This is a genomic window from Saccharopolyspora rectivirgula DSM 43747 (assembly GCF_000497205.1).
GTDB lineage: Bacteria > Actinomycetota > Actinomycetes > Mycobacteriales > Pseudonocardiaceae > Saccharopolyspora > Saccharopolyspora rectivirgula.
Genome location: NZ_AYJW01000032.1, coordinates 1 through 13,252 on the forward strand (window position 1 = coordinate 1; position 13,252 = coordinate 13,252).

Genomic DNA, 13,252 nt, shown 5'->3' on the forward strand with positions numbered 1-13,252 from the left:
CTCGCGGTCCTGTTCGGAGTCTCAGCGCTGGCACTGCTGGCCTTCGATTCCTGGGTGAACCGGCCGCGGAAGGACGACGCTCCCGTCTCGAGCGCTGGACGCAAGCGGGCGGCCGCGGACGCCCCGCGGCGGCGTCCTGCGCGGCAGCCCGCCGAACCGCGAGGGGAAGCGCGTGATCAGCGCGCTCCGCAGAGGCGGGGGAGGCCGACGAGCTCTGCCAACTCCCGCAGCCGCACGGCCGGTGCGCCGCGGCGTCCGGTCCAGTCCGCCCGCAGGCCGGGAGGGCAGCGGGGAGCCCGCCGCTGAGCGCTCGCCCCGCTCTCGTCGGTCGCGTCGCAGGAGTTCAGCTCTCCCGCAAGATCTTCGGCGGAATCGTGTTGCGCACCAGGGCGGGCTCGTCGATGGTGCGGGGAGCGTAGGGCAGCCCGGACAGCTTCTTGACCATCCGCTCCACCGGGTCCGGCACGGGATCGCGGCGGCCCAGCATGATCGTCCCCCACGGTTGTTCGTCGGAGCGGAAGTAGACCCGCGTGCCGAAGACCTCGCCGAACCGTCGCCACGGCCGCACGAAGCTCTCCACCGAATCCGGGGTCGGCAAGCTCAGGTACGGGCGGCTCACGTGGGTGCTCACCACCCCGCCGGGGTTGAGCAGCTCCTTGCAGTCGCGCAGGAACTGCTCCTCGTACAGCGCGTTCACCGGAACTTGCGGATCTTCCTGTTCTTCCGGAAGGTCCAGCACCACGACGTCGTAGCGGTCTTCGGTGCCGCGTGCCTCGCGGACGAAATCGAGACCGTCCATGTAGTGCAGTCGGATCCGGGAGTTGCCGCTCTCGGCGTCGCGAACTTCTTCCGGGGTGAAACCGTACGGGAGGTGCTCGGCGCAGATCCGCACGCAATCCGGATCGATGTCGACGTGGTCCACGTGCTGGACCCCCGCCTGCACGGCTATCTGCGAGACGGTTCCTTCGCTGCAGCCGATGACCAGCACCCGCTCGACTCGCTCGGCGAGCAGCATCGCGGGGATGAGCTCCGCTTCGTGGAAGGCCAGCTGGCCGATCTCAGCGCTTTGCGGGTTCTCGTCGCAGAACAGGGTCGTGCCCAGTCGGGTGCGGGCCACCAGCACCCGCTGGAACGGTGTCTCGCCTTCGTAGTGCACCTCGTGGAGGTGCCAGAGGTCGGCCACGTCGTCCCGGATGTGCTCACGGAGCCAGCGAGCGCTCATCTGTACCCCCGATCGGTCAGGCTTGCTTTCCTGCTGCAGCAGGAAAGATACCGGCCGAGTGGCCGGCAGCCGGTCGGGTGGGGAGTTGGGGTGGGTCGCCCGGTGCAGCGGGGTTCTCGGCACATGCGAGTCGTCCGCTGCGCCGGTTCCGAGAAGCGGAAGTCCTGGTCGGTGGAAGGGCTGTCGCCGGTCGTGGCGTCGGGCCGGGGCGCCGGCCCGACGCTCCAGCTCATCAGGCCGCCGCAGCGGTCGGGCCCGCGTCCGGGGCGGTCTTCCGGCCGAGCTGCCGCGTCGGCACCCGGTAGGTCTCCTTCCCAGTGGCCACCGCGATGACGTTCAGCAGGCACAGGGCCGCGGTGAACAGGGAAACGGCGATCCAGCCGGCTTCGGAGCTGCCGATGGCGGTGGCGATGGAGGGGGCGAAACCGGCGAGGGTGAAACCGATCTGCGTGCCGATCGCCATTCCCGACAGCCGCACCTTGGTGCTGAACATCTCCCCGTAGAAAGAGGGCCAGATCCCGTTGGGGGCGCTGTAGACCACGCCGAACAGCAGGATCCCGGTGAGGAAGATGAGCGGGTAGTTCCCCGTGGACAGCGACCACAGGTAGCCGAACATCAGCACCGCGCAGCCCAGGGAGCCGCTGATGAACACCGGCTTGCGGCCGATCCGGTCGGACAGGGCGGCGAACAGCGGGATGGCCAGCAGGGCCACGATGTTCGCCAGCACGCCGACCCACAGGATCGGAGTCCGCTCCAGACCGATGGTGTTCACCGCGTAGCTGAGCGCGTACACCGTGAAGATGGTGCTCACCGATGCGATCAGCGAGGCCGCGACCACGCGGAGCACGTCGCTCCAGTGGTCGCGGAACAGGTCCACGAGGGGAGTCTGCCTGCGCTCGTCCCCGGTGACGTCCTGCTTGAAGACCGGGGTTTCTTCCAGTCGGCTGCGGATGACGACGGCGACCACGACGACCACCGCGCTGAACCAGAAGGGCACTCGCCAACCCCAGGACATCAACTGCTCTTCGGGCAGCGCGGCCACCGGGAGGAAAGCGGCGGTGGCCAGGATCTGGCCGGCTTGGGTGCCGCTGAGGGTGAAGCTGGTGTAGTAGGCCCGCCGGTTCTCCGGGGCGTGCTCCAAGGACATCGAATTCGCTCCGGCCTGTTCACCTGCTGCGGAAAAGCCCTGCAGCAGGCGCAGGGCGACCAGCAGAGCAGGTGCGGCAACGCCGATCTGGTCGTAGGTCGGCAGGCAGCCGACCAGTGTGGTCACCGTGCCCATCAGCAGCACGGTCATCACCAGGACGCGTTTGCGGCCGAAGCGGTCTCCGATGTGGCCGAGGACGAACGCACCGACCGGCCTGGCCAGGTATCCGACCCCGAACGTCGCCAGGGCCAGCAGAGTTCCGGCTGCGGGCGAGGTGGCGGGGAAGAACAGCTCGTTGAAGACCAGGGCCGCTGCGGTGCCGTAGATGAAGAAGTCGTAGTACTCCAGCGCGCTCCCGATCCAGGCCGCGACGGCGGCTTTCTTCGGCTGCGCCGGTGTGGCGGGCGGGGTGTCCGTCACTGCAAACTCCAGGGTGTTCGTCACTGAACCCGTGGCACCAATGAACCACCTAGTTAGTCCCTAGAGGCTGTGTTGCCGTGGTCGCATCTGTCAAGGGCGAATTTCCGCCGGGTCATCGCTTCGTCAGATACGCCAGCAGCATGTCGCCGAGCATCTTCCGGTAGTGCTCCCGGTTCTCCGCGGCGAGCATGTCCCGGCCGAAGATGGCTTGGAACGTGTGCCGGTTGGCGGTGCGGAACACGCAGAACGAGCTGATCAGCATGTGCACGTCCAGCGCGTCCACGTCGTCGCGGAAGACTCCGGTCTGACGGCCGCGCTCGAGGATCCGGGTGAGCACGTCGAGCGCGGGACCGGCCAGTTCCGGCAGCATCGGCGACTTCCGCAGGTGCTCGGCGTGGTGGATGTTCTCGATGCTCACCAGGCGGAGGAAGTCGGGGTGCGACTCGTGGTGGTCGAAGGTCAGCTCGGCGAGCTTGCGCACGGCTTCGGTCGGTTCCAGCCGGTCGACGTCCAGGTCGCTCTCCATGCCGCGGATGACCGAGTAGGCCCGCTCCAGAACCGCCAGGTAGAGCTGCTCTTTGCCGCCGAAGTAGTAGTAGATCATCCGCTTGGTGGTGCTGGTGCGCGCGGCGATCTCGTCCACTCGGGCACCGGCGTACCCCTTGGCGGCGAATTCCTCGGTGGCGGCGTCGAGGATCTCGGCCCGGGTCCGGTCGGCGTCCCGCTGCTTTCCGGCGTTCTCGGATGCTGGTGCTGCCACTGGACTCCTTCGAGGTCGGTTCGCGGCCAACTGTAATCGGCGGGCTTTTGCGGAGGCCATCGGTTGCCTACTATTAACTCGCCAGTTCGTTCATTAATCGGAGCTGTCCACGTGCACACCCAGCGAAGCTTCCTCATCGGTCTGATCGGATCGGGCATCGGCCCTTCCCTGAGCCCGGCCCTGCACGAACGAGAAGCCGACGAACTCGGCTTGCGCTACCTCTACCGGCGGTGGGACCTGGACGAACTCGACCGTCCGGCCGAGGAGATCGGGGAACTGCTGCGCATCGCGCGCACCGCTGGCTACGACGGGCTCAACATCACCCACCCCTGCAAGCAATTGGTGATCGAGCATCTGGACGAGCTGTCCACCGACGCGGCGGCGCTCGGCGCGGTCAACACCGTGGTCTTCCGCGACGGCAAGGCCGTCGGGCACAACACCGACTGGTCCGGTTTCGCCCGCAGCTTCAGCAGAGGACTGCCCGGCGCCCCGCTGGACCGGGTGGTGCTGCTCGGTGCCGGTGGAGCTGGGGCAGCGGTCGGCTACGCGCTGCTCAACCTCGGGGTCGGAGTCCTGCAGATCTTGGACATCGATCGGCAACGGGCCGAGAACTTGGCCGGGAGCCTGCGCGAGCTCTTCGGCGCCGAGCGGGTCACCGCCGGGGGGATGGACGAATGCGGCGGAGCGCTGGACTGGGCGGACGGGCTGGTGCACGCAACACCCGTCGGAATGGCCGCCCACCCCGGCTGCCCCGTGCCGGCCGAGCTGCTGCGCCCGCAGCTGTGGGTGGCCGACGTGGTGTACCGGCCGCTGCGCACCGAACTGGTCAACGCGGCCGCCGAACGCGGCTGCCGCGTGCTGCACGGTGGCGGAATGGCCGTGTTCCAAGCCGTGGAGGCTTTCCAGCTGTTCACCGGCGTCGAACCCGACGCCGAACGGATGCTCGAGCATTTCGAGGTGCTCGTCGAGCAGGGAGGACCGCATGTCGCTGACGGGTGAACCCCGGCGCGTCATCGCCACGGTGTGCCTGTCCGGCACGTTGGAGGACAAGCTCGAGGCAGCCGCCGCGGCCGGTTTCGACGGGGTGGAGCTGTTCGAGAACGATCTGATCAACTCGGCCTTGTCGCCCGAGGAAATCCGGCAGTACTGCGCCGACTTGGGGCTGACCATCGACCTCTACCAACCGTTCCGAGACTTCGAAGCGGTGCCGCCGGACGTGCTGGCCGCGAACCTGCGACGGGCGGAGCGCAAGTTCGAGGTCATGGAGCGGCTCGGGGTGAGCACCATGCTCGTCTGCTCATCGGTGTCCGCGGACGCCGTCGACGACGACGAACTGGCCGCCGAGCAACTCCACCTGCTGGCGTCCCGCGCCGCCGACCGCGGCATGCGGATCGCCTACGAAGCGCTCGCCTGGGGGAAGTTCGTCAACACCTACCAGCACTCCTGGCGCATCGTCCGCAGCGCGGACCACCCCGCGCTGGGGCTCTGCCTGGACAGCTTCCACGTCATGTCCAGGCGGAGCGATCTGGCCCTGATCCGCACCATCCCCGGCGAAAAGCTGTTCTTCCTCCAGCTCGCCGACGCCCCGAAACTGGACATGGACGTGCTGCAGTGGAGCCGGCACCACCGGCTCTTCCCCGGACAGGGGGAGTTCGACCTGTCCACCTTCGTCGGGAACGTGCTCTCCACCGGTTACCAGGGGCCGCTGTCGCTGGAAGTCTTCAACGACGTGTTCCGGCAAGCCGACCCCCGACCGGCCGCCGTGGACGCCATGCGGTCCCTTCGGTTGCTGGAAGAACAGCTCGGGCTGCCGCCAGCCGGGCTGGCACCGGCCCCGGAACTGGGCGGTTACGCCTTCGCCGAGCTCGACGTCGACCGGGAAACCCGGCAGCGGATCGCTTCCGTGCTGTCCGGGATGGGATTCCGGCGCACCGCCGACCACCGCACCAAACCGGTGCAGCTGTGGCAGCAGGGCGAGGCCCGAATCCTGCTCAACGAGTCCACATCGGAGTCAACGGGGACCACCTCGTCCATCAGCGCGTTCGCGGTGGAAAGCGCCGATCCGGGACTGTCCGCGCAACGGGCCGAGGTGATGGGAGCGCCGGTGCTGCCCAGGGAACGCGGTCCCGAAGAGGCAGATCTGTCCTCCGTGTCCGCCCCGGACGGCACCGCGGTGTTCTTCTGCCGGACCGGGACCGGGGACAGCAACAGCTGGACCGCTGACTTCGCCGCGGTGGACGAGCCCGCCAGGCCGGGAACCGGGCTCACCGGAATCGACCACGTGGCGTTGACGCAGCCGTTCGACCACTTCGACGAAGCGGCCCTGTTCTACCGCTCGGTGGTCGGCCTGCGAGCGCAGCCGGTCACCGAGTACGCGGCGCCGTTCGGCATGGCGCGCAGCCGCGCGGTCGAAGACCCCTCGGGCTCGGTGCGCATCGTGCTGGACAGCACCCTGGTGCGGCGCGGGCAGTGGGCACCGGCCGTGCGGGATCCGCAGCACGTGGCGTTCCGCACCGACGATGCCGTGGCCACCGCTGAGCGGATGCGGGAGCGGGGCGTGCCGCTGTTGAGCATCCCGGACAACTACTACGACGACCTGGACGCCCGCATCGCCTTGCCCGCCGAGCTGCTGGCCAGCTTGCGCGCCAACGGGATCCTCTACGACCGCGACGAGCACGGGGAGTACCTGCACTTCTACACCAAGCTGCTCGGTTCCCGGGTGTTCTTCGAAGTCGTCCAACGCATCGACGGGTACTCCGGTTATGGCATCGGGAACGCGCCGGTGCGGATGGCCGCGCACCGCAGGCAGCGCAGAGCGGAGGGCTGAACCGGGCCGGGCAGTCCTATTGGGACTTCCCGGCCTCTCCCGTGGAAGCGAAGTAGACGGCTGCCATGTCCTTCGCGCCGTGCCCCAGGTGCACCGCCCGCTGCAGCCGGTTGCGGACCGCTTCGGCCGCGTCCAGCCGAACGTCCTCCCCGACCGCCGCGCTGATCAACTGAGCGTCCTTGCTGGCCGCGGACACCGAGAACGACGGTGCGTAGTCCTCGTTGAGGATCGCGGCGCCCTTGAGGTGGGCGTAGGGGGAGTCCACGCCGGTTCCCTCGATCGCCTCCAAGAACTGCTGCGGATCCGTTCCCAGTGCTCTGGCCAGGGCGATCGTTTCACCGACGGCGTTGTTCAGCGCCAGGACCCAGTTGTTGACGGCCAGCTTCAGCCGGGTCGCTGCTGCGCGTGCTGCGTCTTCGCCGAGCCACAGCGTCCGGTTGCCGAGCACGTCGAACAGCGGTTGGACCCGCGGTCGCACCGAATGCGGTCCGGCAGCGAGGACCACCAGATTGCCTTGTTCGGCCGGGCCTTTCGTGCCCAGCACCGGTGCGTCCACCACGGTCGCCCCGCCGGCGGCGGCGAGCACCTGGCCGATCCCGTCGACGCCGATGGTGCCCATCTGCACCCAGACTGCGTCGTCGGCCAGTTCGGCCGCTGCCGCGCTACCGGCGGCGACGGTCGACTCGGCGTCCAGCAGCATCGTGATCAGCACATCCGCTCCCCGCGCAGCTTCGCCCGGGCTGTCGGCGACTGCGGCCCCGCTCGCCTCCAGCTGCTGGGCTTTGGCCCGGGTCCGGTTCCAGACCCGCACCTGGTGTCCCGCTCCGAGCAGGCGCCGGGCCATCGGCGCTCCCATGGTCCCGGTGCCGAGGAAGGCAATGGTCGTCATCAACAACTCCTGTCCTGGACGCTGCGCGACAGCCACCACAATAATCGTTGATCACGACGAGTGTTGCGGATTCAGCTTCCCCTGCCGCCTTGGACGGTGTTTGGCGGGGTGGGCGGAACTGCGGTGTGATGGGGACATGCGGTACACGGTCTTGGGGAGAACGGGACTGGAAGTCTCCCGGATTGCTTTCGGAACCTGGCAGCTCGGCGGGGAGTGGGGGTCCTTCGACGAGAAGGCCGCCATGGACGCCATCCGGCACGCCCGTGAACTGGGGGTGAACTTCTTCGACACCGCGCAGGCGTACGGCTTCGGCAAGTCGGAGCAGATCCTGGGCAACGCGCTGCGCGAAGAGCTCAAGCACAACCGCGACCAGATCGTCATCGCCACCAAGGGCGGTATCAACCCGGGCAGCAGCAGGCCTCGCGATGCCAGCCGGAGCTGGCTGCGCAAGGGCGTGGAGGAGAGCCTGCGGGCGCTCGACTTGGACTACATCGACCTGTACCAGGTGCACTGGCCGGACCCGAACACCCCTGCGGAGGAGACCGCTTCAGCTCTCCAGGAGATGGTGGACGAGGGCAAGATCCGCCACGTCGGCGTCTCCAACTACGACGCCCGTCAGATGGCCGAATTCGAACGGATCCGGCCCGTGGAAACCCTGCAGCCGCCCTACCACCTGTTCCGCCGCGGCATCGAAGAGGAAATCCTGCCCTACGCCCGCGAGCACAACATCGGGGTCCTCGTCTACAGTCCGCTGGGCAGCGGGCTGCTGACCGGACGACTCACCCCCGACGTCCAGTTCGAGCCCTCCGATTGGCGAGCGCACGCCTCCGCCTTCCAGGGGGAGAAGCTGCGGCGCAACCTCGCAGTGGTGGACCGGCTGTCGGAGTTCGCCCGGGAAAGGGGGATGTCGGTCAGCCAACTGGCCATCGCTTGGGTGCTCGCCCAGCCCGGGGTGCACGTGGCCATCGTCGGTGCGCGCAGTTCGCGGAACATCGAGAACAGTCTCGCTGCTGCTGATTTGACACTCAGTTCGGAGGACCTGGCCGGGATCGAACGGATCGTCGCCGATGGGGTCCCCGTCGAAGGAGCCAGTCCAGAAGGGGTCGCCTGAGCGTCCAAGCAGGATCTTCGTGTCCCGGAACTATTCGGACTGGACCCGCCAGTTCCGGAACACGAAGATCATCACCGCCAGCACTCCGGCGAGGAAGAAACCCGCTCCTTCTCCCAACACCAGGCACAGCAGGGCCAGCAGGGCTGTTGCGATGACCAACACAAGTCGCGGATTCAAGCGCGCCCACGCCAGTCGCATGGAGTTCGCCCCGGAGAGTCGTTGGGCCAGTTTAGGATCGTCGCCAGCGAGTTGGTCTTCAATCTCCTTCAGGCGGCGTCGTTCGTCCTTTGGCAGCATTGCCACCTCCGCAGAAGGTCCCCTCGCGAGTCGAGTGTTGCAGGGGAGGCGGGCGAAGAGGAAAAGACTTAAGTCCCGAGCAACGCGAGCGCCGCAGGCCCGCCTAGCCTCAAGGTAACTCGCAGCGGAGGGGGCTGCTGTCGTCGGCAGCTGTCTCCGCGAGCAGCACAGGAGGCGAAGTGGAGATCTGGATCAACCCCCGCTGTTCGAAGTGCCGGTCCGCGCTTTCGATGCTGGACGAAGCCGGAGCCGAGTACACCGTCCGCCGGTACCTCGAGGAACCACCGACCGAGGAGGAGATCGAGCAGGTGCTCCGGCGGCTCGGCCTGGAGCCCTGGGACATCGCCCGGCTCAACGAGCCCGAGGCCAAGGAGCTCGGGTTGAAGAACTGGGAGCGGGACGAAGCGTCCAGGCAGAAGTGGATCGCGGCCCTCGCCGCTCACCCCAAGCTCATCCAGCGGCCGATCATCACCGCGGACGACGGGACGGCCGTGGTCGCCCGCACCCCGGAGGCGGTTCGCTCGGTGCTGGACTGATCGACGTCCGCCGTTCGGCGCGTTCTCGGTCGGCCCGAGCCGATCCGCCCCGGCAGGGACCGGGGCAGAGAAGAGGGGGAGGCCGCCCCCAGTGGGCAACCTCCCCCCTTCGACCGGAGGATCAGACCGCGATGCGGTCGACCACCTGGAAGTCCAGGTCGCCATCGCGGACCCCGACCTTCAACCGGGAACCGGCTTCCAGCCGGCCGTCCAGCAGCAGGTCGCTGATCCGGTCGTCGACGTGCCGTTCGATGGCCCTGCGCAGCGGACGGGCGCCGAACTCCGGCTGGTAGCCGCGTTCGGCCACCCAGTTCACGGCCTCCGGGCTGAACTGGACCTCGATGTCCTTCTCCCGCAACCGCTGCACCGTCTTCTCCAGCAGCATCCGGGTGATCGTGCGCAGCTCGTCCTCGGTCAGCCGCTGGAACACGATGACCTCGGTGATGCGGTTGAGGAACTCGGGCCGGAACTCGTCGCGGAGCCGCGCCATGACGCGCTCGGTGACCCCCGACTCGTTCTCGTCGGTCTTGAAGCCGATCGTGCCACCGCTGCTCGAGACGATCTCCGAGCCCAGGTTGCTGGTCATGATCAGCACCGTGTTGCTGAAGTCCACGGTCCGACCCTGACCGTCGGTCAGCCGCCCGTCGTCGAGCACCTGCAGCAACGTGTTGAACACGTCCGGGTGGGCCTTCTCGATCTCGTCGAGCAGCACCACCGAGTAGGGCTGCCGCCGGACGGCTTCGGTCAGCTCACCGGCCTCGCCGTGCCCGACGTAGCCAGGAGGTGCACCGACCAGGCGGCTGGCGGTGTGCCGCTCCTGGAACTCGCTCATGTCCTGCCGGATGATCCGCTTCTCGTCGCCGAACAGCGCTTCGGCCAGCGCCTTGGCCAGTTCGGTCTTGCCGACACCGGTGGGCCCGAGGAACAGGAAGCTGCCCAGCGGCCGGTTCGGGTCCGCCAGTCCGCTGCGGGAGCGGCGGACGGCGCGGGCGAGCGCGTGCACCGCGTCCTTCTGGCCGACGACCCTGCGGTGCAGCTCTTCCTCCAGCCGGCGCAGCCGTTCCCGCTCGGCTTCGGTCAGTCGGCTGACCGGGACGCCGGTGTTCCGGGAAACGACCTCGGCGATGTCGGTCTCGCCGACCTCGAGGACCCCGGCCGGCGCGGAGCCGGTGCTGCCGCCCAAACCGGCCAGCTCCTCGTGCGTGCTGTTGAGCTGGTCACGCAGCTTCGAGGCCCTCTCGTAGTCCTCGGCGGCCACCGCCTGGTCCTTCTCCTTCTCCAGCTGCTCGATCTGCTGGCGCAGTTCGGCAGCTCGCGAGTCCGGCATCGCGTTGAGCCGCTTGCGCGCACCGGCCTGGTCGATCAGGTCGATCGCCTTGTCCGGCAGGAACCGGTCGGTGATGTACTGGTCGGCCAGCCGGGCAGCGGCCTCGATCGCCTCGTCGGTGTAGCGCACCTTGTGGTGCTCCTCGAACCGCTCGCGCAGCCCGTTCAAGATCCGCACGGTGTCCGGAACGCTGGGTTCGGGCACCTGGACCGGTTGGAACCGGCGCTCCAGCGCGGGGTCCTTCTCGATGTGCTTGCGGTACTCGTCGAGCGTGGTCGCGCCGACCAGGTGCAGCTCCCCGCGGGCCAGCCGCGGCTTGAGCATGTTGCCGGCGTCCACCGAGCCCTCGGCGCCGCCCGCGCCGACCACCGTGTGCAGCTCGTCGATGAAGACGATCAGCTCGTCCTCGTGCTCGGCGATCTCGCCGATGACCTTGGTCATCCGCTCTTCGAAGTCACCCCGGTACCGGGTGCCCGCCAGCATGCCGGAGAGGTCCAGCTGCACCACGCGCTTGCCGGCCAGCGCGTCGGGGACCTTGCCGGAGGCGATGCGCTGAGCGAGGCCCTCGACGATGGCGGTCTTGCCGACACCGGCCTCGCCGACCAGGACCGGGTTGTTCTTGGTGCGGCGCGACAGCACCTCGATGGTCTGCTCGATCTCCTGGTCGCGGCCGATCACCGGGTCGAGCTGGCCTTCTCGGGCGGCCGCGGTGAGGTCGTGGCCGTACTGGTCCAGCGTCGGGGTGTTGCTGCCGGCCGTGGTCTGCCCGCTCTGCGGTCGCTGGGCAGCTGACCGCAGCTGGTCCGGCGAAGCCCCGACCGAGGACAGCAGCCGGCCGACTTCGGAGTCGACGTTGGCGGCCATGGCCAGCAGCACGTGGTCCGGGCCGATGTAGGTGGAGCCCAGTGCGCGGGCCACCTGGTGCGCGTCGGCCAGGACGGCGCGGGCAGCCGGGGTCAGGGTGACCGCTTGCTGCTCAGCGGGTTGGGAGCCGCTGGCCGGCGGCAGGTGTCCGTCGATCCGCTTGGCGAAGCCGTCCACGTCGACACCGGCCTGGCGCAGCATCTCCTGCGTCGGGCTGTGCTGGGTGGTGGCCCACAGCAGGTGCAGCGCGTCCAGCTCGGTGCGTCCCCGTTCCCGGGCGTGCTGGGCCGCTGCGATCAGCAGTTGCTGCGCTTGTTCGGTGAGCAAGTCAGTGATGTCGATCCTCCGTCCCCCGGGGCGGGCGCTGTCCGCCCCGAAGAAGCGCGCGAAGTACTCCTCGAAAGGCCCCGGGCCGATAGGTCCGAAGAAAGTCGCCATCAACTTCCCTCCTAGCGACCGTGGTTGCTGGCCATAGCCACTACATACTTGAGTCTTCCGCTATCAATCAACGTTAGTCGGGGAAAATTAATTCCGCGATTGACGATCAGTGACTCAGGACACAGGAAGATCGTCTTGCGGACCGGTCGACCGTGGGATTCCAGTTGGAGGAACGCCGGGTGCCGCCGGTGGGATCGAGAGGAAGCCGAGGGCGGTCATGGAAGATGTTCGGGCGCTGTTCGAGTCGGCCTACGCCAACGGAGGACCTCCGTGGGTGATCGGGGAACCGCAGCCGGTGGTGGTCGAGCTGGAACGGGCCGGGGAGATCTCCGGCGCGGTGCTGGACCCGGGGTGCGGTACCGGTGAGCACACGATCCACCTCGCGACGAAGGGGTACTCCGTGCTCGGCATCGACTTCTCCGCCCGGGCGATCGAGCTGGCCGAGCAGAACGCGCGGCGGCGCGGAGCCCAGGCGGACTTCCGGGTGGCGGACGTGTTCCAGCTGTCCGGGGAACGCTTCGACACGGTCATCGACAGCGCCCTCTTCCACGTCTTCGAACCGCCCGACCGCCGGCGCTACGTCCAGCACCTGGCCGAACTGTGCAACCCGGGGGCGGTGGTCCACGTGTTGGCGCTGGCCGACACGGAGCCGCAGCTGGGGCCCCGGGTCACCAGCACGGCGATCCGGGAGGCGTTCGCCGAGGGCTGGGAACTGGCCTACGTGCGGTCCAGCAGCTACCGCGCGATCGCGCGGGGTGAGAGCGCGGTGGCATTCGGGGTCACCTCCGGTTCCGTCGTGGCAGCCCCGGCCTGGTTGGCCAAGGCGGTTCGCCGCTGACGCGGGGCACGGCTGGCACACTGAGCGGCATGGCAGAAGATCCCGCGTGCGCTGTTGCCCACGGTTCCGCCCCCGGCCGGTCCGAAGGGCGTGCGCTGGCCGCCGTGTTCGCTTCTCCAGTGGCGGAGCGCTTGTTGCGCTACGCGCAGGACCTGGAATTCGACTGCTGTCTTGTCGAACCGGATGCTGCAAGGGCCCAACAAGCGCGCGCTGCCGGGTATTCCGTGTTCCAGGCGGTGCCCGAGCTGGACGCCAATACCGATGTGGTGGTGACCGATCACCACCGCCCGGAGCTGGGCGAGCTGCTTCGGGACGTGCTCGCCCAGGACGTCCGCTGGGTGGGCGTGATGGGGAACCCGCGGCACCCGGCTCCGCACGTGGCGGCGCTGCGCGACCTAGGGGTCCCCGAGGAGGAGATCAGCCGGGTGCACCGGCCGATCGGGCTGAACATCGGCTCGCGGACACCGGCCGAGATCGCCATCGCCACCCTGGCCGGACTGCTGGCCGACCGCAACGGGCGGCCGGGCGGTTTCGAATTCCAGGCGTGAAGGTCTCGCTTCGGCGCGGCTCGCTGGC

At 68.5% G+C, this 13,252-nt stretch carries 12 protein-coding genes; 6 read left to right on the forward strand and 6 right to left on the reverse strand.

The window, feature by feature from the left end; genetic code table 11:
* Positions 1-343: 343 nt before the first annotated feature.
* From SREC43747_RS0110680 to SREC43747_RS0110690, 3 genes are all read right to left on the reverse strand, one after another.
* Complete coding sequence (locus tag SREC43747_RS0110680; protein ID WP_029721236.1) at positions 344-1,222, reverse strand: spermidine synthase; 879 nt, start codon at positions 1,220-1,222, stop codon at positions 344-346.
* 232 nt (positions 1,223-1,454) lie between these two features.
* Positions 1,455-2,789: an MFS transporter gene (locus SREC43747_RS0110685; RefSeq protein WP_029721237.1), complete on the reverse strand. Its 1,335-nt coding sequence runs from the start codon at positions 2,787-2,789 to the stop codon at positions 1,455-1,457.
* Between the two features lie 112 nt (positions 2,790-2,901).
* Positions 2,902-3,549 carry a TetR/AcrR family transcriptional regulator gene (locus SREC43747_RS0110690; RefSeq protein ID WP_029721238.1) on the reverse strand — a complete coding sequence of 216 codons (648 nt, stop codon included), beginning with the start codon at positions 3,547-3,549 and terminating at the stop codon, positions 2,902-2,904.
* A gap of 111 nt (positions 3,550-3,660) precedes the next feature.
* Between SREC43747_RS0110690 and SREC43747_RS0110695 the strand changes: the two genes are divergently transcribed.
* Together SREC43747_RS0110695 and SREC43747_RS0110700 are read left to right on the forward strand one after the other, a co-directional pair.
* A complete protein-coding gene (locus tag SREC43747_RS0110695; RefSeq protein ID WP_029721279.1) occupies positions 3,661-4,548 on the forward strand; it encodes a shikimate dehydrogenase in 888 nt (295 codons plus the stop codon).
* Positions 4,532-6,376 carry a bifunctional sugar phosphate isomerase/epimerase/4-hydroxyphenylpyruvate dioxygenase family protein gene (locus SREC43747_RS0110700; RefSeq protein ID WP_029721239.1) on the forward strand — a complete coding sequence of 615 codons (1,845 nt, stop codon included), beginning with the start codon at positions 4,532-4,534 and terminating at the stop codon, positions 6,374-6,376. The genes SREC43747_RS0110695 and SREC43747_RS0110700 overlap by 17 nt, the downstream gene beginning before the upstream one ends.
* Positions 6,377-6,392: 16 nt before the next feature.
* Here the strand turns inward: SREC43747_RS0110700 and SREC43747_RS0110705 are convergent, their stop codons facing one another.
* Positions 6,393-7,301 (reverse strand): NAD(P)-dependent oxidoreductase, encoded by a 909-nt coding sequence (locus SREC43747_RS0110705; protein WP_269077832.1) that lies wholly within the window; start codon positions 7,299-7,301, stop codon positions 6,393-6,395.
* Positions 7,302-7,401: 100 nt separating this feature from the next.
* Here SREC43747_RS0110705 and SREC43747_RS0110710 point away from each other — a divergent pair, with 100 nt between their 5' ends.
* The gene (locus tag SREC43747_RS0110710) at positions 7,402-8,376 is read left to right on the forward strand and encodes an aldo/keto reductase (RefSeq protein WP_029721241.1); all 975 of its coding nucleotides are present in this window, start codon (positions 7,402-7,404) and stop codon (positions 8,374-8,376) included.
* 30 nt (positions 8,377-8,406) lie between these two features.
* Here the strand turns inward: SREC43747_RS0110710 and SREC43747_RS0110715 are convergent, their stop codons facing one another.
* Positions 8,407-8,673, reverse strand: a complete 267-nt coding sequence (locus SREC43747_RS0110715) for a DUF3040 domain-containing protein (RefSeq protein ID WP_029721242.1) — start codon at positions 8,671-8,673, stop codon at positions 8,407-8,409.
* A gap of 179 nt (positions 8,674-8,852) precedes the next feature.
* Here SREC43747_RS0110715 and SREC43747_RS0110720 point away from each other — a divergent pair, with 179 nt between their 5' ends.
* Positions 8,853-9,209: an arsenate reductase family protein gene (locus tag SREC43747_RS0110720; protein WP_029721243.1), complete on the forward strand. Its 357-nt coding sequence runs from the start codon at positions 8,853-8,855 to the stop codon at positions 9,207-9,209.
* A gap of 121 nt (positions 9,210-9,330) precedes the next feature.
* Here SREC43747_RS0110720 and SREC43747_RS0110725 read toward each other — a convergent pair whose 3' ends face one another.
* Complete coding sequence (locus tag SREC43747_RS0110725) at positions 9,331-11,838, reverse strand: ATP-dependent Clp protease ATP-binding subunit (RefSeq protein WP_029721244.1); 2,508 nt, start codon at positions 11,836-11,838, stop codon at positions 9,331-9,333.
* 217 nt (positions 11,839-12,055) lie between these two features.
* On the opposite strand from SREC43747_RS0110725, the gene SREC43747_RS0110730 reads away from it, so the two are divergent.
* Both SREC43747_RS0110730 and SREC43747_RS0110735 read left to right on the forward strand, forming a co-directional pair.
* Entirely contained in the window at positions 12,056-12,676 is a 621-nt protein-coding gene (locus tag SREC43747_RS0110730; RefSeq protein WP_029721245.1) for a class I SAM-dependent methyltransferase, read from the forward strand.
* 29 nt (positions 12,677-12,705) lie between these two features.
* On the forward strand, positions 12,706-13,224 hold the full coding sequence (locus tag SREC43747_RS0110735; RefSeq protein ID WP_029721247.1) for an XdhC family protein: 519 nt from the start codon (positions 12,706-12,708) through the stop codon (positions 13,222-13,224).
* Positions 13,225-13,252: the final 28 nt, after the last annotated feature.